Here is a 21479-nt window from a genome sequence, read left to right as displayed (position 1 = left end):
ACACGATCTCATTTTATTCTCTCAACAGGAGTTTATTCAGCGGACGTGTGGTTTCGGTATCGATATAGATCCGTGATCATCTTCGCTGCCGTGGCGATGCGTGCTGTTATTCCTCCGGGCCACGAATGGCCGAACCATGGATATAGACAGTGGTGTCAGTGCCGGCGCCGCCTGCTGGCCAGCGGATGCGGTCTCGTTACACTTGCCGGATTAGCCGGGTGTACAACGACAGAAGACACACCCACGAACAACGATTCGGATGCCGACGCAGACTCTGACACAGCGATCGTAAACGACGTAGATGCGGAGGATCTCGGTCTCCGTGAAGCCAATGTCGTTGACGTCACGTTCGAGCGTGAAAACGGATCGTATACGTTCGACGTAGCGCTGCATCACGATGACGATGGTGAGGACGGATACGCGAACTGGTGGCAGGTTGAAGCGCTTGACGGGACGCGACTCGGTCGGCGTGAGCTGCTGCACGCACACTCCCAGCAGCCATTCACCCGCTCTGAGACGATCGAGGTTCCCGACGAGGCGACCTGCGTCGTCGTCCGCGGACACGACCAGACACACGAATACGGCGGGCTGGCAGCAGTGGTCGATCTCACATCAGCAAAAATACAGCTGATCGATCAAGGCCCGGAAAAACAGCGGTTTGAGGCTGAGCAGTGCCCCTGAGCCCGGCAACTATTTTTTTGAAATCGCTCGCAGCAGCGGCGGGGCAAGCAGATCAGTCAGTTTGCCATACCCGACGTATAGGACGAGTGCCTGAATCAGGACGATCACAAGCACAGCGATCGCCTGGGCGGTCGGGCTCAATCCTTCGATTCCGATCATCGCGTGAACCCCGGTTGTATGTGACTTGATAGGTGCATAGGTCTGTTAATCCGCCTTGACAGCGTTTGTCTCGCTCGTGCTGGATTCGCTTCGCCAGACGCCCTGAAGGTACGCGCCGAGCAGCATGCCGGCGATCGCGACGAGGATCGGGTAGTTGCCGATCCCGACGCTGGCGTAGGCCGCGCCGGGACAGATCCCAGAGATTCCCCAGCCAACACCGAAGATCGAGCCGCCGATCAGGACGTTCCGATCGAAGGACTTCAGCCGGCGGGCGTAGCTCTTGCCGGTCAGGGGGGCACGTCGGCCGCTCCACGTTGCGATCGTGAAGACAATGCCTGTGACGATCGCCGCCCCGAACATGACGAACAACAGCCCGAAGTCGGTGAACTGCAGGAAGTCAAGGACGACCTCTGGGCGGGCCATGTGGCTGTAGCCGAGCCCAAACCCAAACAGCAGGCCGCCGAGAACGACTACCGGCATGAAGGCGGGATGTCGCCCGCTCATGGGCTCACCCCGGCAGCCATGAGCAGTTGTGCGGTGACGATCGCCGTCAGGAGGAACGTCACGACGCCGACGAGGGAGGTCCGAGACGCCGATCCGACGCCACAGACGCCGTGGCCCGAGGTACAGCCCTTGCCGATCCGGGTTCCGATTCCGACGAGGATCCCGCCGACGAACAGTCGGCCAAGACCGACATCAGTGGTCCAGATTCCGTCCTGAAATGCCAGCGCCCAGATCGCCGCGCCGGCGACCGTCGCGAGCGCAAAGACGATCCGCCAGTCACGGGAACTGCGGTACTTACTGAACCGGGAGCGATCGGAGACGTACGAGAGCGTCGACTCAAGCGTTGTGCTCGCGCCGGCGATGATCCCCGTCGCGAGGTAGATCGTCGCCACGCCGAGCCCGACGAAGAGGCCGCCGATCGCGTACCGGCTGATCCCGTTCGGGAACAGTGCCTCAAGCGAGGCCGCCTGGAGGAGTTCGACACCAGAGACTATCGAGAGCACGGTTTACTCCTCGGTTAGCGCGCCCTGACTCGCCGCACAGTTGTTCGGACCGAGTTCGAGGGTGAACGCCTCCTCGTCGTCGACAGACTGCTGGCCGAGGTTCGTCTCGATGATGTCGAGGTAGTTCGCGGGTCGTGGGGGCATGTCCGAGAGGATGAGCTCGACGAACGCGTCTTCATCCATCCGGAGTGCCTCCATCGACTCGACGAGGTCGCCGATCGTCGCCGTGTAGGTCTTGTCGGCCGCTGGCTCGGCCGCGTCGCTGAAGTGTGCCCCACCGATGAGGGTGTCATCAGGGAGCGTGAGCACCTGTTCCTGCAGGGACTCGTACAGCATGCGCGCGGCCTCAGGTGCGCCCTCGTCGCCCTCTTCGAGGTCTGGGCGGGCAACGCTCTCGGTGAACAGGCCATCACCCGTCGCGAGCAGGGAGTCGCCAACGAGATACGAGGTCATGCCAGTCGTGTGTCCCGGCGTGAACACCGTCTCGATATCAATCGAGCCGACCTCAAAGACGTCACCGTCTTCGGTCAGCGTCATCTCGTCGGCGTAGGTTACACCGCGATCGACCGCTGCCTGTGAGATCACTCCTTCGACGCCTTCTGCAGCCAGCGCGCGGAGCCCGCTGATGTGGTCGGCGTGGATGTGCGTGTCGAACGCGTAGTCGAGATCGACGCCTAACTCCTCGGCATCCTCGAGATAGCGATCAGTGAACGCCCGCAGTGGGTCGATGACTGCAGCCGCCTCGTCGTCGTAGACCATGTACGCGAGACACCCACTCGAGGGGCGCTGGTACTGCAGAAGCGTCCCTGGTCCGTCGTAGTTCGTCACTTCGACGGCCTCGTAGATGCTCGCCCAGCCGTTCATCCCCTCTGCGAGGTTATTCACGTCGTAGCCGAGTTCGAGCAGTTTTCCGCCGACAAACTCGCTTGCGCCACCTTTCGCGCAGACGATCGTCACCAGACGGTCATCTGGGATCGGCTCGAGGACCGACTCATCGACTTCTTCGTCGAGGAAGTGGAAATACGGAACATTAATTGACTCGACAGACTGGCCGTCGATACGCCACTTTTCGTACTCTGATTCCATTCGGACGTCCAACAGCGTGATCGGTTCGCCAGCGTCGATCGCGGCTTTCAGTTCGTGGGGCTCAACCGATTCAACTGGCTCTGCCGGCGTCGGGAAATCCATTTCTTGCATTGACAGTAGTGTCTATACTGCACAATAATATAAATGTTGTGTACTCGGTGCAAGATAACACGAGAGCTTCAAATCCTCCCATGAAAGAGGAATGTATGTTAATAGAGGCATAGATCGGGAAATTTTGGGACTGCGTATTGCAGCATGGTTTTGTTTTGTGGGCACAATAATTATACCGCTCAGCGCGTACACACGCACATGAACGCGATCGAGTACGCCGAGACGATCGACGCAGATCGACACGTCGAGACGCTGTTATCGCTGTTGTCGATCGACACGCAGAATCCCCCGGGGACGACGCGGGAGAGTATCGACGCGATCGGCGAGCGGCTCGGATCGCTGGGCATTGAGACCGAACGGATTACGGTCGATCCAGAGAAGCCGAACCTCCTCGCGCGGATTCCCGGTGCGAGCGATCGGACGCTCCTGTATCAAGGCCACGTCGACACCGTGCCGTTTACCGCCGAGGAGTGGGCCTTCGACCCGCTTGGTGACAGAGACGACGATCGGATCTACGGCCGCGGCGCGACGGACATGAAAGGCGCTGTCGCGTCGATGCTGCTGGCGGCCGAAGCGTTTGTCCGCGTGGACGAAGTACCACCGCTGTCGATCGCATTTCTGTTCGTAAGCGACGAGGAGGTCGCCGGCGATGCAGGTATGCCAGCTGTGCTCGAAGCAGGGGCAATCGACGCCGAAGCCTGTGTAGTGGGCGAAACGACGAGTACAGACGGCCGATACTCGACGACCGTTGCCGATCGCGGCAGCATCTGGCTTACGCTGACGGCGACTGGAGAGGCGGCTCACGGCTCGCGACCCATGCTCGGGACAAATGCGATCAACGCGCTGTGTTCGGCACTTGAAGCCCTTAACCGACGGCTCCCTGCACGCCGGTTTGAGTTTGATCCGGCCGTGCGAGCCATCATCGACGAGTCGATCGACTACTACGCAGACACTCTTGGCGAGGCGGCTGCGCGTGAGCTCTTCGAAGGGCCGACAGTGAACGTGGGGACGATCGAGGGCGGCGAAATGGTCAACAGCGTTCCAGAGCATGCGACCGCGCGCGTGGATATCCGCCTGAGCGCGGGTGTGGATACGCCGACGATTCTCGGCGATATCCGCGAGTGTCTCGACCAGTTCGAACAGATTGAGATCACTGACGTTTCCTGGAGCATCGGCACCTACGAACCGATCGACGGGCCGATCGTTTCGGCGATTTCGGCGGCCGTAGAGACGGTCGTAGGTGAGCCGATTGTCCGTCGCAGCGCAACCGGCGGCGGCGACGTCAAGGCACTCAGAAACGCCGGGATAGAGACGGTTGAGTTTGGCGTCGGGACTGATACCGCGCACGCTGTCGACGAGTACACGACGGTTGCTGCGCTCATTGAGAACACAACGGTGTTCGTCAGACTGCCGTGGGCGCTTGCGAATGCGTGGGGGGTCTCGTCTGATAAGGAACGATCACTATCCAAATCGTAATTGACTCACTCCACGCGCCTAATATTCTCGTATGAACAGTCAACGCTCCCAACGCAAAGTCGAACAATGAACCCTCGTCAAGCAGATACGATCGTTGGCGGACTGCTCGCAATTGTCCTCGCATTCGGCGGGGCTCTGAGCTGGCAGGCCTACCAACAAGGTCGTGCGATCGAAGAGTCGATGGGTTCGATGATGGATTCGTCGATGGGAACAATGCACGGCCCAGATCCGTTGTGGTACGTGTTTGGGACGCTCCTTATCGTAGCCGTGATTGGGAGTGTCTATGCGTTGATTCGGAGCAACCTCTCTGATGCAACAGAGACCGAAAACACCGCACATGCGGATCGGAACCTACCCTCCGAAGAGACGGGCTCGTCGGTCGGTCCTGAAGGAACGGCTTCGACAATGGATATTGCAGACGCACAGGATGGATCGACCAATCTTGAATCAAATCCACAGACGCGTGTCCTTGATCTCTTACCGGATGACGAACGACGCATCCTCGAGCCTGTTTTGCAGTCTCCCGGAATCACACAGATCGAATTGCGCGATCGATCCGATTTCTCAAAGAGCAAAGTGAGCCAGACAGTGCGATCGCTCGAAAAACGCGGCCTGTTGTACCGAGAACGACAAGGTCGGACCTATCGCATCTATCCGAGCGATGACCTGCAGCAACAACTTGACTAGACCACATTGGGCCTAGCAGACCGACGAAACCTCGGAGTATACGACGCCGTCAGATTCACCGGAGTTGCCCGTACTTAGGGTGGGCTATACCCGTGGTAAACTCATCGGTTAGGAATCCCAAAACCGACGGTCCAGACCTGAAGAAACTGAGTGAGGAGTCGGTTGATTGGTTGGGTGAGAGATGCCGAAATCGCTGGCTGGCTACGATACTCCCTCTCTCACTCACTGGACTCGAACTGGACTTAATCGCTAAAATGTACTAAACGCTACCGCCGTTGTGGTGGCACGAGCAAGACGTTTCCGTTCGCGCGGCCGACGATTCGCTCTGAAGTTCCACCCAAGAGCAGCCGCCGGAGCCGGCTGCGACCGCGCGAACCGATCAACGTGAGCGTCGGCGACACCGCAGATTCGACCTCAAGAATGTCTGTGACTGGTTCGCCCTCGCGGACGATCGTTTCGACCTCGATCCCCCACGCTTCGAGTGTGGCGGCGTGCCCCTCGAGTCGATCGATCGCGTCCGCCCGAGCGTCTTCCATGTCAGTTTCGCGGCGTTCGTTACGCGGCAAGACGTGCAACAGCGTGGCGCGTTGGGTCGCATTTCGCAGGACTGAGAACTGCTCGAAGGCCCGATCGGCGTTTTCCGAGAAGTCGGTTGCGAACATCACATCACGAAACAGGTGCTTTCTCGCAACCTCATAGTCGCCGTTCACTTTCGAGATCCGCTGTAACAACAGCGGCCGAACGGCGGTTCGGGCAACGTTTCTGGCGGTGCCGCCGATCACGCGATCGCGCAGCGGACTCTGCCCGCGCGAGCCGACGATTATCAGGTCGGCGTGGACCGCCTCTGCGACGCCGTTGATTCGCCTGTGGGGCGTCCCACGAACAATATGTGTCTCGACATCGAATCCGGCCTCCGAAAAGATCGATTCCTGTCGGCTCAAGAGTCGTTTTTTGGTTTTTCGGTAGTCGACACCAGGCATCCCATAGTGCATGTCCGAGCTAATGACCGTTACGAGGTGGATTTCACGAACGCCGATCCGATCAAGACACTCGAGACACGGCTGCGTCCGCACGGCCGCTTGCGAGGCCTCCGAGAGATCGGTCGCGTACAACGCCTTCATGACCACCTGTAGGCACCCAATCAATATAATATTGTGGTTCTTGCACCATACCAACACTTTTACACCTCCGATGCGTAGCAACGCGTATGGCTGATTCGGTATCTGAGATGCTCCGCGAGGAGATGGAGTGTGAGGGGCTGTTTGAGTGTTTCCATGGGCTCAAACCGCTAGATGAGCGGTGTTTCCGGGCGATCGCCGCGTACGACGCGCCGTTGACCGTAGACGAGGTTGCCGAGGCGGTCGATCGAGAGCGATCAACCACGTATCGATCGATCCAGCGGCTCTTAGCCTCCGGGCTGGTGCAAAAAGAACAGCGCAACTACGACGGCGGCGGCTACTACCACGTGTACCGCGCGGCTGCTGCCGACGAGATCACCGACGAAATGCAGGCAATGCTCAACGCGTGGTACGCAAAAATCGGCCAGTTGCTCCAAGAGTTCGAAGAAAAGTACAGTTCGATCGACACCAATCGATTAAGCGACACCGACCAAGCCTCAACATAACGTCTAAACAGCCGATGTCTAACCGATCGTGGGTCTTATTCCCTTTACATAGGAACGGCCGACAGCTATTATGGGAGAACCACGCAATAACCACCTATGTACAGTGATATCTTGCTTCCGACAGACGGGACCGACGGGGTTGATGCAGCGATCGACCACGCAATCGACGCGGCATCAAGATACGACGCTACGCTTCACGTGATACACGTGGTTGACGCGTCAACCTACGAAGCGTACACTGGCGATGAGTATGTCCACGAATTCGAGGGGCTGGAGTCGGGACTCGCACAAATGGGACAGGACGCGATCGATGAGATCACCGAGCGTGCGGCATCAGAGGGTGTTGTGGTCGTGGATGCACTGATCCACGGCACCCCACACGAAGAGATCCTCCGCTATGCTGACGATTGCGGGATCGGATTAATCGTTCTTGGCTCTCGTGAAGAATCTGGGGAGTACCGGCGACTGCTCGGCAGCGTCACCGAACGGGTTGCTCGCATGGCACCACAACCGGTGACGATCGTAAAGGCGAACCACACGTAGCGAGTGTGGTATTGTGCGATCATCACACAATACTTTTCACCAGTGCGGATAAATCAATAGCTGATGAGAGCTTCGGACATTGCGTTGGCCGTGTTTACGTGGATCCCGTTTGAATGGGAGACAAGCCGGAACAGTCTCGCCGGTTGCGCGCCGCAGGTGTGTGTATGACCCCACAAGAACTCCGCGCGGACATCCCCGCGCTGTCGCAGGCAACGTATCTCAACTACGGCGCACATGGCCCTAGTCCTCGGTGCGTCGTTGATGCCGCTGCGGCAGCGTTAGAAGATCACGAGTACAACTCGGGTGTGAACGACCCATACGAGGTCGCCTTCGGGGCGTGCGATCGGATCCGCGAACGGATTGCAGGCTTTCTCGGCGCAAAATCCCACGAGATCGCGCTGACCGAATCGACGACCGACGGGATCAATCGCGTTGCGCTGGGAATTGACTTTGAGCCAGGTGACGTTGTCGTGCGAACTGACCTCGAACACCCAGCAGGCGTATTACCCTGGAAACAACTCGAACGTGACGGTGTCGAGACACGAGTGATAGAGACGACCGACGGGCGGATCGATCGGGACGAATTCGCTGCGGCCGTGGCGGACGCGCGGCTGGTGTGTTTCAGTGCACTGACCTGGACACATGGAACCGTACTGCCGGTCGCAGAGTTCGCATCGATTGCCCACGAGAGTGAAACGTTTGTGCTCGTCGACGCCGTCCAGTCGCCCGGCCAGATGCCGGTCGACTTCCACGCATGGGGGGCCGACGCGGTCGCTGCGGCCGGCCACAAGTGGCTCCTTGGGCCCTGGGGATCGGGCTTTCTCTATGTTGACGAGGACGCTGCAGCGGAGATGCGCCCGGGGGCAATTGGCTACCGCAGCGTCGAGACGCCCACAGACGAGGAAATCACATACAAGCCGGGAGCGACCCGATTCGAGATTGGGACGACGTCGATTGCCCCACACAGCGGGCTCGTTGAAGCGATCGACGCGGTCGAGGATCTCGATGTCGAGACGATTCGCGGCCAAATCGAGACGCTCACCGATCGGTTCAAATCGCACTTCGACGACGATGAGCTCATCAGTCCGCGATCGTTTGAATCCGGACTTGTGTCTGTACGCGTGGACGATCCTGAAACCACGGTTGAGCGACTAGCCGACGATGACATCGTAATCCGATCGTTGCCCATGGCCAACACAGTTCGGGTGTCGATCCACGCCGTCTCGACTGCAGCGGAGGTCGATACCGCAGCCGAGGCGATTCGACACAACTGAGACGCCCGTTTCGACATGGACCATTCGGTTGGCGTCCGTTTTGTGCCACTGGGCTTGCCCCATCTACTGGGAATCCCATTGCAGGTATATGGTTGTTCACAGCAAACAATTATACAGAAGGGTGATGTTCAATCATGTCCACACAACGTACGACCGGCACTCACAAATCGGACCGCAGTAGAGAGCGTATCTCGTCTCATAATACACAATATCTCGCACGGTACACGATCGAGCGCGTCGACGTGACACACGAAGAGTGGCTCGTCGACTGGCTGCTCTCGTGGATCGACTGTCCGGGCGTCGCTGAGGTCGTTGTCGACCGAACGCGTCTTTCTGAGGGGGTCCAGTTCGACGTCTCAATAACGATTGAACCCGTCGAGCCGTTTATCGACCACGGCTGTCCCCCAGCACTAGTAGAACTTCTCGAAAGTGAACTGTCTCGTGTTGGCGGAGAGATCGAAGCAACGGTTCTACCGGGTGGCTGATCAGTGAATGGCTCGTTTAATATGTTCTGTGCGTAGATAGTGAGACACGCTGTGGCAGTACCCCGAATATATATTCTTTGCCGCAGAGATCTTAGACATGACTGAACGGCTGGTACTTCCGATCGACGGCTCAGAGGCGGCATGGGACGCGCTTGCGTACGCGATTTCAGCCTATTCCCCGAGAGAAGTACATCTATTGTACGTTATTTCCGGGCCGACAAATCATCCGTACCACGGCGATGGCTCGATCGTCGAAGATGAAGTCTTTGCCGCCGAACGCCGCTACGCGGAAGAACTGTTCGAGACTGGCCGAGATCGAATCGACGATTCTGCCCTCGACGTTACCACGGCGATCCGGTTCGGCCAGCCACCCCATCAGATCGTCAAATACGCTGACGAACACGACTGCACCGCGATCGTCATGGGAAGTACGGGACGTGATGGGGCTGCGCGGGTGCTTCTCGGAAGCGTCGCCGAGACAGTTGCCCGCCGGGCGTCAGTTCCCGTTACTGTTGTCCGTTGATCGGAGTTGACATCGTAATGTTCGTTCCGTCACTATCGCAGTGATGGCCGACCAGTACTGAGATATTGGTATCGTCCCGATCTACTGATCGGCCCGGTAGATCGATCGGGTGTGACCTGATCAATGAGACTTGACGCGTAGTGACCGTTGAGCGCCCATTTACCGGACAATATCTCCGATAATTTGAGTTATTGGTCGGGACAAGTAGGGTATATTTATGCGAGTTCATATATATGGGGTATATAATGGCTAGTTACACGGATTCGATCGAAATCCAGAACGTTGTTGGATCGACCGGTATCGATCAAGAGCTGGATCTGGAGGCCCTTTCGATGGACCTCAGTGGGGCGAACTACGACGAAGAAAACTTCCCTGGCCTCGTGTTGCGGATGAACGATCCGAAAGCGACCGCGCTCATCTTCCGCTCCGGAAAGATCGTCTGTACCGGCGCGAACAGCATCGCGACTCTCGAGGAAGCAGTCGGGATCGTCTTCGAGCGCCTCGGCGATCTCGGAATCCCCGTTCCCGACACCCCAGATCTGACCATCCAGAACATCGTCTCGGGCGCAGATCTTGGGTCCCAGCTCAATCTCAACGCAATCGCGATCGGCCTCGGGCTGGAAGCCGTCGAATACGAGCCCGAGCAGTTCCCCGGACTCGTCTACCGGATGGAGGATCCAAATGTCGTGGTGTTGATGTTCGGCTCGGGCAAACTCGTCATCACGGGTGGGAAGACGCCAGAGGATGCCGAACGCGGTGTCGAAGCCGTCGCCGGAAAGCTGAGCGATCTCGGCCTGCTGTAGCCAGAAATAATCGACCTACAACGGTTTCAAAAACAATACTGTGAAGCGCGATCAGTAGATCAGAACGGGAATAGCGACGCAGCGTCGGGATCGCGCTCAAGCAGCTCGATCTCGTGGCCGTCCTGGTCTTTGGTGAACGCATAGAGAGTATCACACGACTCGGGATCGCGGTAGTCGGGTGCTTCTCGAAGCATCAGGTTCTCCCAGTCTGCTTCGAGGTCGTCGACACGCACACAGAGGTGTCCCCACGCGTCGCCCATCGTGTACTCGCGACCGTCGTAATTGTAGGTGAGTTCGAGGCTCATCGCCTCTTTTGGGGCGTCCTCAGGTTCGACAAAGAAGTTCGCGAAGGTATCGGCCTCCCACCGGCCAACATCGACGTAGTCGAACTTTCGGACCCAGTACCCGAGCGCCTCGTCGGCATCTTCGACGCGGATCATCGTGTGATCGATGCTCCATTTCTCGCCGTAGTCGCGCTTGACGATCTCGATCTCGTGTCCATCGGGGTCTTTGACAAACGCGTAGCGGTTCCCGCAGGATTCGGGATCGCGGTAGTCGTCGACGCCGTTGTCCATCAGCTCCTCGTACGACGACTGGAGTTCGTCTTCTGGGACGCGAACCGCGATGTGGCCCCACGCGTCACCGATTTCGAGGTCATCGCCGTCCTCGTTGTGGGTCAACTCGAGATACGCGCCGTCCTCGTGCATGTTCTCGGGCCCGAGGTAGACGATCGTGAAGCCGTCGCCCTCGTAGCGATCTTTCTCCTCGTAGCCGAGGTTTGTCCCGTACCAATCGAGCGATTCCTCGAGGTCCGAGACGCGAATCATCGTGTGATCAATAATGCCAGTCATACAATACATCAATCGATCGCACGTTGCAAAAACGTATTGAAGGGCGATCGTTTTCTTTCGCGGCATTGTAACGGCACGTATGCCACGACTCATCGATCACGACGCGACCGGACCGCGCTACCTTGACGAATCTGATATTGACGACGAGAAAGGCGATATTGCGATCTGTATGTGCGGCCTCTCAGAGTCGTACCCGTTCTGTGATGGATCGCACAATCGCACTGCAGACGAGTCGGACGATCACTTGTATCGCTACCACAACACAGAAAAATCGAGGCAGATCGTCGATCGAATTGTCTACGCTGATGGAACTGAAGAACGGTTCGAAGCGGAGTACTGACCAAGCGATTGCGCGACCGTGTGTGAGTTCCTCACTCGTGGAAAAATCACAGACAGCGATCGAATCATAACCCTTAACAGTACCAGCACTGTTGATTCATGTAGCGGGATGGGATAGCCAGGAGATTCCGCCGGGCTCATAACCCGGAGATCGGTAGTTCAAATCTACCTCCCGCTACTTTTTGCACACATCTAATAACTGAGTTGTCACTCAATTTCGTCCAGACCGGTCCGCCCAAATCTACTGTCTTTCGATCACTAGTGCTTGTTTGTTTGCACCAGCGCCAACATGTATCAGTGATCCTATCACTGACATCGGCCATCGTCGCCGTCGTCGTTTTCCGCTTGATCGTTCAGCGCTGTGCCTGATTACCGGGAACGTATGTTTCGACGTGAGGGTTTTGCAGGTCTACGACTTACTAATACTGTGTCACCGATCGCTGCTGTCGTGTTTGATCTGGACGGAACGCTCTGTACACACAGTCAGCCAGCAGAGCAACTGTACGAAGCAACGTTCACCGCTGCGGGCATCGATCGGTTTGGCACACCGGATCAGCTCTGGGACGCACTCAATGGCTCGCCGCCACCGGACGACGAACGCGGCTACCTCGCCGGGGGGTTCGTAACGGTCGCCGCACAGGAGGGGCGGACACCGATCGACGGCCTTGCGCTCGCTGAGGGATTTATCAGTGCCGTCGATCGGAGCGCGGTGTCATTTACCCCACATGCGCGGACAGTGCTCGATCGACTCGCCAATGAGGTCCCGCTCGGATTGCTCACCAATGGCCCCGAACACAGACAGCGGCCAAAAGTTGACGCGCTCGGCATCGAGCCGTACTTCGAAACAATCGTTTACGCGGGTGATCTCCCGCGTCGGAAGCCGAACGGCGAGCCGTTTCACACAATAGTGTCGGCTCTCGATGTCGACGCTGCAAACACGTTATATGTCGGCAATTCTCTCCGACTTGATATCGCCGGCGCACAGGGCTGTGGGATGCAGTCGGCATGGTACGCACCAGCGGGTGAGCCCCCGGATCCGTACAGACCCGAATACGTGCTCCGATCGCTCGCTGAGCTTGTGGAGGTCGTCGAATTGTGACTGAAACCCAGCGAAGTGACCTCAACTGCCTCCTCAACACGATCGGCCCAGATGCTACGATCGAATCCGTCAAGCGACCCGAGCAGGGAAACCACAAAGACACAACCGTTGTCTCACTTTCGAGCGGCCAGACGGTCGTCGTCCAGGCGTCGCCCGCCGGAACAGACGGGCAAAACGATCTCAAAACGGAGGGCGCGCTTATGCGAGCAATTGCAGCACAGACCACCGTTCCCGTTCCCGAAGTGATCGCGGCACCCACGATCGACACACGCCAATACCTCGTGACGGAGTACATCCCAGGTGATGATCTGCACAAGCGTTTTGTATCGATCCCGGAAGCAACGAGGCGGTCGATCGCTCGATCGGTGGGTGAGATACTCGCCTCGCTGCACGAGGTATTCGTGTTCGATCGCTGCGGTTCGCTCACGACCTCCGATGCCAGCGAGATCCGTGTGCAGAATGGGGACGTGCCTGCAAGGTGGCTGTCAGCGCACGCGATCGCAGGGATCGATCGGCTTCCAGCACAATTTGACGATCTTGCAGATCGAGCGCGCGATGCCGTCGAGCACGGGAGACCCACAAGCGATGCAATCAGATTGTATCCGTGGGACCTTCGCCCCGGAAACGCGATCGTCCGTGACGGTGAGATTGTGGCGGTGCTCGATTGGGGTGGGCCGATCGCCGCGCCAGTTGGGCTGTCGATCGCCAAGACCGAACACATGGTCGCGCGATGGTACGGGGGAAACATCGACGGACTCACCGTTGCGTTTCGTGACGGATACCGATCTGTTCGAGGGTACGTACGCCCGACTCAAGCCGAACGGATCGCCGCTGTTGCCCATGCTGCCGTCGATTCCAAGGGCGTCGTTACGCGACCGGGGTACCCCGAGCGGACCGGCGATCGTGCAATCGAATTTCACCGGGCGTCGCTTTTCGACGCGCTCTCGTCGCCGTAGTACTCGCGTTCGATCCGGTCGTCGAACAGCGCCGACAATAGCTTTGTCACCGGTCCAGGGCCGTCGGTTTCTGGATCGATCGCGATGCCGTCGACTCGATCGACTGGTCGAAGCTCCCAGGTGCTGTTGGTCACGAAGACCTCGTCAGCCGATCGGATATCGTCAGGTCGATACCGACCCGTCTCGACCGGGATCCCCTCCGATTCAGCCAGTTCGATCACTGTCTGTCGGGTGATTCCAGGGAGGATCGGCCCGTCGAGTGATGGGGTTTTGAGCGCGCGATCGTCGACAAAAAAGAGGTTGCTCGTCGCCCCCTCGGCGACATTCCCGTTCGTATCGAGCATCAGTGCCTCGTCGGCGTCGCTCACCCGGAGTTCGAGGCGGGCGAGAATGCCATTTAGGTAGTTGTGGGTTTTTGCCCGCGCCGGCACGGCCTGGTCTGGGATGCGCTTGGTCTTCACCGTCTGTATTGTCGCTGGACCGTCCCAGACAGACGATCCTTCCCGACCGCCGCGATCGAGCGGGCTCACGTACACGACGACGGTCGGATCGACGACTGGATCTGGCGTGAGTTTCCCGGGCTGGACGCCACGGGTGACAGAGAGTTTGACGTATGCCTCCGAGAGATTGTTTGCGGCCAGCGTCTTGTCGATCCGGGCTTTGAGTTCCGATCGATCGAGACCGTGGTCAACTCCGAGAATCGAACACGTTTCGGCGAGTCGATCGGCGTGTGCCTCCCACGCGAATATCGATCCGCCGTACGCCCGCATCGTCTCGAAGGCCCCATCGCCGTACATGAAGCCGCGATCTCGGACTGAGACAGTTGCCTCGGCGGCCGGGACGATCTCCCCATTGACGTGATACTGAAGCTCGTCTGAATGGCCGTCCTCAGACATGCTCCCAGGACCACTCCTCGCCGCGGTCGTGTCGATCACGCCAGGTCGCACACAGCGCGATGAAGTTTCGCACCATCGGCTTCCCGGCATCTGTGAGGATGCTCTCTGGGTGGAACTGGACACCAATGTGTGGACGATCGCGGTGGCGAACACCCATTACGACCTCGCGTTCGTCTTCGGTTCGTGCGGTCTCGTACAGCTCTTCGGGAAGATCTGGTCGATCGACACACAGTGAGTGGTAGCGTCCAACGTTGAGCTGTGGCGGAAGCCCCGCAAAGATCCCGTGCCCGTCGTGGCTGATCAACGAGGGCTTGCCGTGGACGACATCGGGTGCGTGGCCGACTCGCGATCCGCGTGCGGCACACAGCGCCTGGTGGCCCAGACACACCCCCAGAATCGGCCGATTGAGCTCGTAGGTGGCGATCGAAACGCCGGCCTCCTGTGGCGTTCCGGGTCCCGGCGAGATCACGACGCCGTCGGGGTCAAGCGATCGAATGTCTTCGACGGTCACCGCGTCATTGCGCCGGACAGTCACGCTGTCGGCGAACTCGCCAACGTACTGGACGAGGTTGTACGCGAACGAGTCGTAGTTGTCAATCACGAGGAGTTCGGTGTCGGGAATAGGCCCCCCGATAGCGTGTTGGGTTGCGTCCGCGCGGTCTGTGCTCATTGTGACACCTCCTCGATCGTCAGTCGTTGATCAGACAGCGCCTCGTCGATCGCAGTCACGAGTGCTTTGCCTTTCGCAAGCGTCTCATCGTACTCAGTGTTCGGGAGAGAATCGTGAACGATGCCAGCGCCGACGCGGAGGTGGTACTCCTCGTCGTGGCGGGTGAGCGTTCGGATGATGATGTTCAGTGTTGCATTCCCGTCGAATCCGAAGATGCCAATGCCCCCGGTGTAGGGGCCTCGCTGAGTCGTTTCCATCTCGTCGATGATCTCCATGGTCCGTGGCTTGGGTGCACCAGTGATCGTCCCGCCAGGGAACGCCGCGGCGATCGCATCCGCCAGCGAGTACGCTGGTGCGAGCTGGCCCTCGACGAGGGACACGAGGTGCATGACCTCCGAGTAGCGATCGATTCGGCGATACTCCTTGACGTCGACCGAGCCGTACGCACAGATCTTCCCGAGGTCGTTGCGTTCGAGATCGACCAACATGGCGTGTTCGGCTCGCTCTTTCTCGTCGTTCAGGAGGTCTGCTTCGAGCCGCTCGTCGGCTTCGGGGGTCTCTCCTCGGGGACGCGTGCCGGCGATCGGTTCGGTCACGATCCGGTCCGCGTCGCGTTCAATCAGCAGTTCCGGGCTGGCGCTAACGAGGTCGGTCCCGCTCCAGCGATCGCCGTCGGCAGCAGACGCCCGGCCTGAGAATTCAACCAGCGCGGAGTACGGCGCGGGGTTTACTGTCCGAAGGGCGTTGTACGCCTCGACAGGATGCACCGCCGCCGGCGCGACGAGTCGCTGGGAGATGTTTGCCTGGAAGGTGTCGCCGTCGCGGATGTATTCTTTGACGCGGCGGACGCGATCGGCGAACGCCTCTCTGCCGGTATCGCTTTCGAACTCTGCGGTTTCGGCCTCGACAGGCGCGGACCCAACTGACGGATCTCCCTCGTGGAGTCGGCCGACGAGCGATTCAGCGCGATCGATCGCCGCCTCGTAGACCTCGTCTGCGTCGGTCTCGGCGTCGATCACTGGACAGACGGTCACCAGAACCCGAGTCTCTTCGCCGACATCATCTGTGTGCCACGCGACCAGCTGATCGAACTTCGCGACAGCCACCCGTGGGATCGATCGATCGTCGACGGCTGTCTCGGGTAAGTCTTCCAGTTCGCGAGCAATATCGTAGGAAAGCCAGCCGATCGCGCCACACGGGTAGGGGACCGCTGTCGTCGATCGATCGACCGCCTCGGTTGCAAGAAATCCCTCCAGCGCTTCGAGCGACGGGGTGAGTCGGCGATAGTCGCCGTGGGTTCCGGCGTCGTCAGCGGCCGCCTCCCAGACGGCCGCTGTTGCACTCACGGTGAGCCGATCGATCGGATCGACACCAAAGTATCCCCAACCGTCCTGTCCGCCAGTCGTTTCGAGAAAGACACCGCCCGGGCCCTCGCGTGCGCGACGGTACGCCGAAAACGGATCGTCGACGACAGTTTCAACCTCGATTGGGACTCTTGTTCCTACGGTGACGTCGTCGGCGACCGATCGGAATTCCGATCGATCGGTGACGACGGTGGTGCGACTCATACCCTTCCTATCATCGCAGAACGCCTAACAGTTTCGCGGTGGCATATTCCCGTGGTATATATTCACGTGTCTATCGCTCCGGGTTTGGTACGTGTCGGTCGCTACTCGTTTTCTGCCCGTTCGATCCATGTGCTGACGATCTTCTCGGAGACGTCGATTTCATCCGCGAGCGTGTTAGCGTCAGAGGTAGCGAGTTCTGTGACAGTGTGCACGTCGGCGTCTGCGAGTCGATCAGCGTACGCAGGGCCAATTCCCTTGATCGTGTCGACTGATGTCTCTTCGTCTTTGCTGTCATCTTCAACCGTCTCATCGTTTTCGTCTTCAACCGCGTCGTCGTCGCTTTCGTCTTCAACCGCGTCGTCGTCGCTTTCGTCTTCAACCGTCTCATCGTTTTCGTCTTCAACCGCGTCGTCGTCGCTTTCGTCTTCAACCGCGTCGTCGTCGCTTTCGTCTTCAACCGCGTCGTCGTCGCTTTCGTCTTCAACCGCGTCGTCGTCGCTTTCGTCTTCAATCGCGTCGTCGTCGCTTTCGTCTTCAATCGCGTCGTCGTCGCTTTCAGCTTCAGTCGTATCTACATCCTCGGACACGTCAGTGTCTTCATCCGTAGAGACGTCAGTATCTTGATCCGTAGAGACGTCTGGTTTCGCATCCGCGTCGTCGTCTTCGTCGTCCTCAGAGAGCGACAGATCGTCGCTCTCCGGACCTGCCGCTTCAGCGGGCTCAGCAGCGTCCTCGGGCTCGTCGGGCTCTTCAACCAGTGAGCCAGTCGAGGCGGCTGCCTCGGTCTCTGTGGCGATCGGCTCGTCGTCCGCCCCGGACTCGCTGTCGGCCGCCTCAGATTCAGCCGTAGTCGCTGCCGGTTCGTCGGCAGTTCCTGTTGTTTCGGCGTCGTGTTCGACGGTAACGGTCGTCTCGTCTCTCTCAGCAGCCTCCCCAGAATCGAGTCCAAGGATCGATTTTAGCTTCTGCAGCAGACTCATTGAATTCTGATACGATGGGGCGGTATATAAAAATGAATCACCCATCGATTGGCCACCCGGGCGGTTCTGCTCGGCCGCCAGATAGCTGCAATGGATCGTGTTCGCTCAGAGCCGCGATCGCAGCGCCTCGTTCATCGCGTCAACGGGACCATCCTCGCCGCTCCAGATCTCGAACGCAGCCACACCCTGAAACAGGAGCATCCACGCACCGTCGATCGTCTCCGCACCCGCATCGCTCGCCTCACGGAGCAACCTGGTCTCCAGCGGGGCGTAAACCGCGTCGAGGACGGTCAAATCGTCGTGAAGCACCCCCGCAGGCACCGGTGTCTCGTCACTCTCCATGCCAACGCTCGTCGCGTTGACGAGAATATCGGCTGTCGGAACGCGCTCAGAAAGGGTGTCCAGCCCACCGGCAGATGCCCCCGGAACCGCCGCTGCGAGGTCGATCGCCCGCGACTCAGTTCGGTTCGCAATGTGAACGGACGCCCCGGCGTCTGCGAGCGCGAACGCGGCCGCTCGGCCTGCGCCCCCGGCCCCGACGACGACCGCGTCCCGGCCGTCGATCGACACGCCGTGGTGTTCAAACGACCGCGTGACGCCGATTGCGTCGGTGTTGTATCCCTGCGGGGTCTCGCCGGTGAAGTCGATCGTGTTCACCGCACCAATCCGTTCGGCGAGCGGCTCGGGGGAAACCACGTCCAGAACGTCCTGTTTGAACGGGACGGTGACGTTCAGTCCCGCGACTCCGAGTGTTTCGGCCGCAGATACCGCCTCTGGAGCCGAGCCGATTGCCGGCTCGAATGTGACGTATCGCGCGTCGATCCCAAGCGCCTCGTAGGCCGCCTCGTGCATCGGTGGCGAGAGCGAATGGCCAACTGGGTTGCCGATCAGTCCGTAAACATCCATATCGGTACGTCCACACAGCGGATCAAAAACGGTGGCTATTCGAGCGTAGATCGCGTTTTATTGGCTGTGATCGGAATCGTCGTCAGCAACGCAGACCACGCCTCCACGCACATCGGCGAGAAACTACTCGAGGTGAGGTCGTGGACCGAACACGAGGACACAGACACCCCCGACGATCGCGGCGGCGGAACGTACTACACCACACCGGGCTTCGAGCTGCGAACGTTCGAGGAGCTACACATCTACCTCGGAGACCCCACACCAGCGTTTGCAGCGCCCGAAGCGCTCGAGTGCATTATTTTCGTCTCGAGACACGCCGGCAACACCGGCAAACTCCTCACCGCACACGTGACGGGCAACTTCGGTGCTGCTGAGTACGGCGGCACCGACGGCGGACTCACACGGGCGGCACCGAACACCCAGAAGGCGATCGTCGACGCATTCGATCGATTCGCGCCGGAAGACTACGATCTCGGGATCGAGTGTACCCACCACGGACCTTCGGAGCTGTCAGTCCCGTCGTTGTTCGCAGAGGTGGGCAGCGACGAGCCCCAGTGGCGCGACCCAGACGCCGCAGAGGCCGTCGCTCGCGCGGTGCTTGCTGTTGGCAGGACGCCGGCCGATCGCTTTGACGACACCGCCACCCCCAGACACGTCGTCGGTTTCGGCGGCGGCCACTACGCCCCGAGGTTTACCCGAATTGTGACCGACACCGACTGGGCTGTCGGCCACATCGGTGCCGATTGGCAGCTCGAAGCGATGGGGCCCGTCGAGGAAAACCCAGAGGTGATCGAGCGCGCATTCGAACAAAGCAACGCCGAACACGCCATCGTCGAAGGAACGAAACCTGCCCTGACGGCAACAATCGAGGACCTCGGCTATCACGTCGTCTCTGAAACCTGGGTTCGAACGGTCGGCGATCGATCGCTTGAACTCGTTTCGGAACTGGAGTCAGAACTCTCGCCGATCGACAACGGTCTCCGATTCGGCGACGTCAGCGTAGAATCTGCGGATGCAGTCGATATCTGGCCACTGCCAGCCGAGCTGGTTGCGGCTGCCAGCGGCGTCGATCTCAACGCGACCTACCAGGCCGTCAAGACGAACGCGGTCGCCTTTGAGACCACAGAGGGCGCAACCAAACCGACAGATAGAGTTGCGATTCCGACCAAAGACAGTGAGGACACTCCAAACGAACACTACGACGCGATCGTCGACGAGCTGATGGGCGTGCTCGAACCGAAGTACGACTCGATCGAACGCGGCGGTGAGGACAGCGAGGACGGCGATGACGGCGAGACGGTGATCGCGCGGACAACTGGCTTCGATCCATCGCTCGCAGAGACGCTTGGAATCCCTGAAGGCCCAGCATTTGGCAAGCTCGCCGCGGGACAATCCGTTGAGGTTGACGGACGAACGATCGACCCCACGGCAGTGACGACAGAACAGGTCGATCGCTTCCCCATCCCGTCGACAACCGAGAACTGTTGAGTCGGTAAACCGCTGAGAACGTCTCTGTGAGTGTGTCAGACGGAGGTATGACGAAGGGGAAAGGTAAATAGGCTTGGTCAGTAATCCTGTTGCATACTATGGATTCTATCGTCGAGGATGCGATCGAAGAAGCCGAAGAAACACCGGAAGGGTCGGCCGAAGGGTTCGACACCTCCGGCCAGAACGCAGCGCCCTCCCCAACGGGAACGATGACCGACGACGAACTACGCGACGTTTTAGCGGATCTGCAAACTGATATCACTGTCGTTGGCTGCGGTGGAGCCGGTGGAAACACCGTCAACCGGATGTTCGAAGAGGGAATTACAGGGGCAAAGCTTGTCGCCGCGAATACCGATGTTCAGCACCTCGTCGAGATCGAAGCGGACACGAAGATTTTGATGGGCCAACAAAAGACCCAGGGTCGCGGTGCAGGATCGCTTCCGCAGGTCGGCGAAGAGGCGGCGATCGAGTCCCAAGAGGAGATCTACGACGCAATTGAGGGCTCGGATATGGTGTTCGTCACCGCAGGCCTCGGCGGTGGGACTGGAACCGGCTCTGCGCCTGTCGTCGCAAAAGCCGCCCGCGAGTCGGGCGCGCTCACGATCGCGATCGTTACGACGCCGTTCACTGCCGAGGGAGAGGTTCGCCGGACGAACGCCGAAGCGGGGCTCGAACGCCTCCGTGACGTGAGCGACACCGTGATCGTCGTCCCAAACGATCGCCTCCTCGACGCGGTCGGCAAACTCCCCGTCCGGCAGGCGTTCAAAGTGAGCGACGAGGTGCTCATGCGATCGGTCAAAGGGATCACCGAACTCATCACCCGCCCGGGCCTCGTCAACCTCGACTTCGCGGACGTTCGGACCGTGATGGAAAAAGGCGGCGTGGCGATGATCGGCCTTGGAGAGTCCGATACCGACTCGAAGGCCCAAGAGTCGGTCAAGAGCGCGCTCCGATCGCCGCTTTTGGATGTCGACATCTCTGGGGCAAACTCCGCGCTCGTGAATGTCACCGGTGGCAACGACATGGCGATCGGCGAGGCCGAAGGCGTTGTCGAGGAGATCTACGACCGGATCGACCCTGACGCTCGAATTATTTGGGGAACGTCGATCGACGACGAACTCGAAGGCAAGATGCGGACGATGATCGTCGTGACCGGCGTCGAGTCCCCGCAGATCTACGGCCGCAGCGAGGCGATGCAGGCGAAAGTGGCACAGGCCGACGATGAGGATATCGACTACGTCGAATAATTTTCACAGATTGATATACT

General features: G+C 59.4%; 25 protein-coding genes and 1 tRNA gene. 15 read left to right on the top strand and 11 right to left on the bottom strand.

The window, feature by feature from the left end:
• Positions 1 to 72: 72 nt before the first annotated feature.
• Positions 73 to 681 carry a hypothetical protein gene (locus tag E5K03_RS01340; RefSeq protein WP_240729911.1) on the top strand — a complete coding sequence of 203 codons (609 nt, stop codon included), beginning with the start codon at positions 73 to 75 and terminating at the stop codon, positions 679 to 681.
• A 9-nt stretch (positions 682 to 690) separates the two neighbouring features.
• Here E5K03_RS01340 and E5K03_RS17050 read toward each other — a convergent pair whose 3' ends face one another.
• The 4 genes from E5K03_RS17050 to E5K03_RS01325 are packed head-to-tail and all read right to left on the bottom strand — an operon-like array spanning position 691 to position 3044.
• Positions 691 to 840 (bottom strand): DUF7512 family protein, encoded by a 150-nt coding sequence (locus E5K03_RS17050; protein ID WP_171006565.1) that lies wholly within the window; start codon positions 838 to 840, stop codon positions 691 to 693.
• 45 nt (positions 841 to 885) lie between these two features.
• On the bottom strand, positions 886 to 1344 hold the full coding sequence (locus E5K03_RS01335) for a YeeE/YedE family protein (RefSeq protein ID WP_137199134.1): 459 nt from the start codon (positions 1342 to 1344) through the stop codon (positions 886 to 888).
• Entirely contained in the window at positions 1341 to 1838 is a 498-nt protein-coding gene (locus E5K03_RS01330; protein ID WP_137199297.1) for a YeeE/YedE family protein, read from the bottom strand. Before E5K03_RS01330 ends, E5K03_RS01335 begins: the two co-directional genes overlap by 4 nt.
• A 12-nt stretch (positions 1839 to 1850) precedes the next feature.
• Positions 1851 to 3044 carry an MBL fold metallo-hydrolase gene (locus tag E5K03_RS01325; RefSeq protein WP_138004579.1) on the bottom strand — a complete coding sequence of 398 codons (1194 nt, stop codon included), beginning with the start codon at positions 3042 to 3044 and terminating at the stop codon, positions 1851 to 1853.
• A gap of 198 nt (positions 3045 to 3242) precedes the next feature.
• Here E5K03_RS01325 and E5K03_RS01320 point away from each other — a divergent pair, with 198 nt between their 5' ends.
• Together E5K03_RS01320 and E5K03_RS01315 are read left to right on the top strand one after the other, a co-directional pair.
• The gene (locus E5K03_RS01320; protein ID WP_138004578.1) at positions 3243 to 4520 is read left to right on the top strand and encodes a M20 family metallopeptidase; all 1278 of its coding nucleotides are present in this window, start codon (positions 3243 to 3245) and stop codon (positions 4518 to 4520) included.
• A gap of 66 nt (positions 4521 to 4586) precedes the next feature.
• Complete coding sequence (locus E5K03_RS01315; RefSeq protein WP_138004577.1) at positions 4587 to 5207, top strand: helix-turn-helix transcriptional regulator; 621 nt, start codon at positions 4587 to 4589, stop codon at positions 5205 to 5207.
• A gap of 266 nt (positions 5208 to 5473) precedes the next feature.
• Here the strand turns inward: E5K03_RS01315 and E5K03_RS01310 are convergent, their stop codons facing one another.
• Positions 5474 to 6328 carry a universal stress protein gene (locus tag E5K03_RS01310; RefSeq protein WP_138004576.1) on the bottom strand — a complete coding sequence of 285 codons (855 nt, stop codon included), beginning with the start codon at positions 6326 to 6328 and terminating at the stop codon, positions 5474 to 5476.
• An 86-nt stretch (positions 6329 to 6414) separates the two neighbouring features.
• Between E5K03_RS01310 and E5K03_RS01305 the strand changes: the two genes are divergently transcribed.
• From E5K03_RS01305 to E5K03_RS01280, 6 genes are all read left to right on the top strand, one after another.
• Positions 6415 to 6831 (top strand): helix-turn-helix domain-containing protein, encoded by a 417-nt coding sequence (locus E5K03_RS01305; RefSeq protein ID WP_138004575.1) that lies wholly within the window; start codon positions 6415 to 6417, stop codon positions 6829 to 6831.
• A 96-nt stretch (positions 6832 to 6927) separates the two neighbouring features.
• A complete protein-coding gene (locus E5K03_RS01300; protein WP_138004574.1) occupies positions 6928 to 7374 on the top strand; it encodes a universal stress protein in 447 nt (148 codons plus the stop codon).
• 164 nt (positions 7375 to 7538) lie between these two features.
• The gene (locus E5K03_RS01295) at positions 7539 to 8648 is read left to right on the top strand and encodes an aminotransferase class V-fold PLP-dependent enzyme (protein ID WP_138004573.1); all 1110 of its coding nucleotides are present in this window, start codon (positions 7539 to 7541) and stop codon (positions 8646 to 8648) included.
• 134 nt (positions 8649 to 8782) lie between these two features.
• Positions 8783 to 9133, top strand: coding sequence for a hypothetical protein (locus tag E5K03_RS01290; protein ID WP_138004572.1), 351 nt, complete (start codon positions 8783 to 8785; stop codon positions 9131 to 9133).
• 97 nt (positions 9134 to 9230) lie between these two features.
• Positions 9231 to 9656, top strand: a complete 426-nt coding sequence (locus E5K03_RS01285; protein ID WP_138004571.1) for a universal stress protein — start codon at positions 9231 to 9233, stop codon at positions 9654 to 9656.
• Between the two features lie 245 nt (positions 9657 to 9901).
• Positions 9902 to 10459 (top strand): TATA-box-binding protein, encoded by a 558-nt coding sequence (locus E5K03_RS01280; protein WP_137199144.1) that lies wholly within the window; start codon positions 9902 to 9904, stop codon positions 10457 to 10459.
• Between the two features lie 59 nt (positions 10460 to 10518).
• Here E5K03_RS01280 and E5K03_RS01275 read toward each other — a convergent pair whose 3' ends face one another.
• Positions 10519 to 11310: a VOC family protein gene (locus E5K03_RS01275; RefSeq protein ID WP_138004570.1), complete on the bottom strand. Its 792-nt coding sequence runs from the start codon at positions 11308 to 11310 to the stop codon at positions 10519 to 10521.
• Between the two features lie 79 nt (positions 11311 to 11389).
• Here E5K03_RS01275 and E5K03_RS01270 point away from each other — a divergent pair, with 79 nt between their 5' ends.
• The 4 genes from E5K03_RS01270 (at position 11390) to E5K03_RS01255 (ending at position 13704) form a co-directional block, all read left to right on the top strand.
• Complete coding sequence (locus E5K03_RS01270) at positions 11390 to 11650, top strand: CDGSH iron-sulfur domain-containing protein (RefSeq protein WP_138004569.1); 261 nt, start codon at positions 11390 to 11392, stop codon at positions 11648 to 11650.
• Between the two features lie 102 nt (positions 11651 to 11752).
• Positions 11753 to 11827 (top strand) — tRNA-Met (locus tag E5K03_RS01265).
• A 249-nt stretch (positions 11828 to 12076) separates the two neighbouring features.
• The gene (locus E5K03_RS01260; protein ID WP_138004568.1) at positions 12077 to 12748 is read left to right on the top strand and encodes an HAD family hydrolase; all 672 of its coding nucleotides are present in this window, start codon (positions 12077 to 12079) and stop codon (positions 12746 to 12748) included.
• Positions 12745 to 13704 carry a phosphotransferase family protein gene (locus tag E5K03_RS01255; protein WP_171006564.1) on the top strand — a complete coding sequence of 320 codons (960 nt, stop codon included), beginning with the start codon at positions 12745 to 12747 and terminating at the stop codon, positions 13702 to 13704. The genes E5K03_RS01260 and E5K03_RS01255 overlap by 4 nt, the downstream gene beginning before the upstream one ends.
• Here E5K03_RS01255 and E5K03_RS01250 read toward each other — a convergent pair.
• The 5 genes from E5K03_RS01250 to E5K03_RS01230 all read right to left on the bottom strand — a co-directional run bounded on the left by E5K03_RS01250 (position 13665) and on the right by E5K03_RS01230 (position 18724).
• Positions 13665 to 14600, bottom strand: coding sequence for an aminotransferase class IV (locus tag E5K03_RS01250; RefSeq protein ID WP_138004566.1), 936 nt, complete (start codon positions 14598 to 14600; stop codon positions 13665 to 13667). The two genes, E5K03_RS01255 and E5K03_RS01250, sit on opposite strands and share 40 nt — an antisense overlap.
• The gene (locus tag E5K03_RS01245) at positions 14593 to 15270 is read right to left on the bottom strand and encodes an anthranilate synthase component II (RefSeq protein WP_138004565.1); all 678 of its coding nucleotides are present in this window, start codon (positions 15268 to 15270) and stop codon (positions 14593 to 14595) included. Before E5K03_RS01245 ends, E5K03_RS01250 begins: the two co-directional genes overlap by 8 nt.
• Positions 15267 to 16838: an anthranilate synthase component I family protein gene (locus E5K03_RS01240; protein ID WP_138004564.1), complete on the bottom strand. Its 1572-nt coding sequence runs from the start codon at positions 16836 to 16838 to the stop codon at positions 15267 to 15269. Before E5K03_RS01240 ends, E5K03_RS01245 begins: the two co-directional genes overlap by 4 nt.
• Positions 16839 to 16939: 101 nt before the next feature.
• Positions 16940 to 17818: a helix-hairpin-helix domain-containing protein gene (locus E5K03_RS01235; RefSeq protein ID WP_138004563.1), complete on the bottom strand. Its 879-nt coding sequence runs from the start codon at positions 17816 to 17818 to the stop codon at positions 16940 to 16942.
• Between the two features lie 105 nt (positions 17819 to 17923).
• A complete protein-coding gene (locus E5K03_RS01230; protein ID WP_138004562.1) occupies positions 17924 to 18724 on the bottom strand; it encodes a shikimate dehydrogenase in 801 nt (266 codons plus the stop codon).
• A gap of 66 nt (positions 18725 to 18790) precedes the next feature.
• Between E5K03_RS01230 and E5K03_RS01225 the strand changes: the two genes are divergently transcribed.
• Both E5K03_RS01225 and ftsZ read left to right on the top strand, forming a co-directional pair.
• Positions 18791 to 20212 carry a D-aminoacyl-tRNA deacylase gene (locus E5K03_RS01225; protein ID WP_138004561.1) on the top strand — a complete coding sequence of 474 codons (1422 nt, stop codon included), beginning with the start codon at positions 18791 to 18793 and terminating at the stop codon, positions 20210 to 20212.
• A gap of 98 nt (positions 20213 to 20310) precedes the next feature.
• Positions 20311 to 21459 (top strand): cell division protein FtsZ, encoded by a 1149-nt coding sequence (gene ftsZ, locus E5K03_RS01220; RefSeq protein WP_138004560.1) that lies wholly within the window; start codon positions 20311 to 20313, stop codon positions 21457 to 21459.
• Positions 21460 to 21479: the final 20 nt, after the last annotated feature.

Origin of the sequence: Halalkalirubrum salinum (genome assembly GCF_005543295.1) — an archaeon.
Lineage (GTDB): Archaea > Halobacteriota > Halobacteria > Halobacteriales > Haloferacaceae > Halalkalirubrum > Halalkalirubrum salinum.
This window is presented reverse-complemented; position numbering and strand designations above follow the sequence as displayed.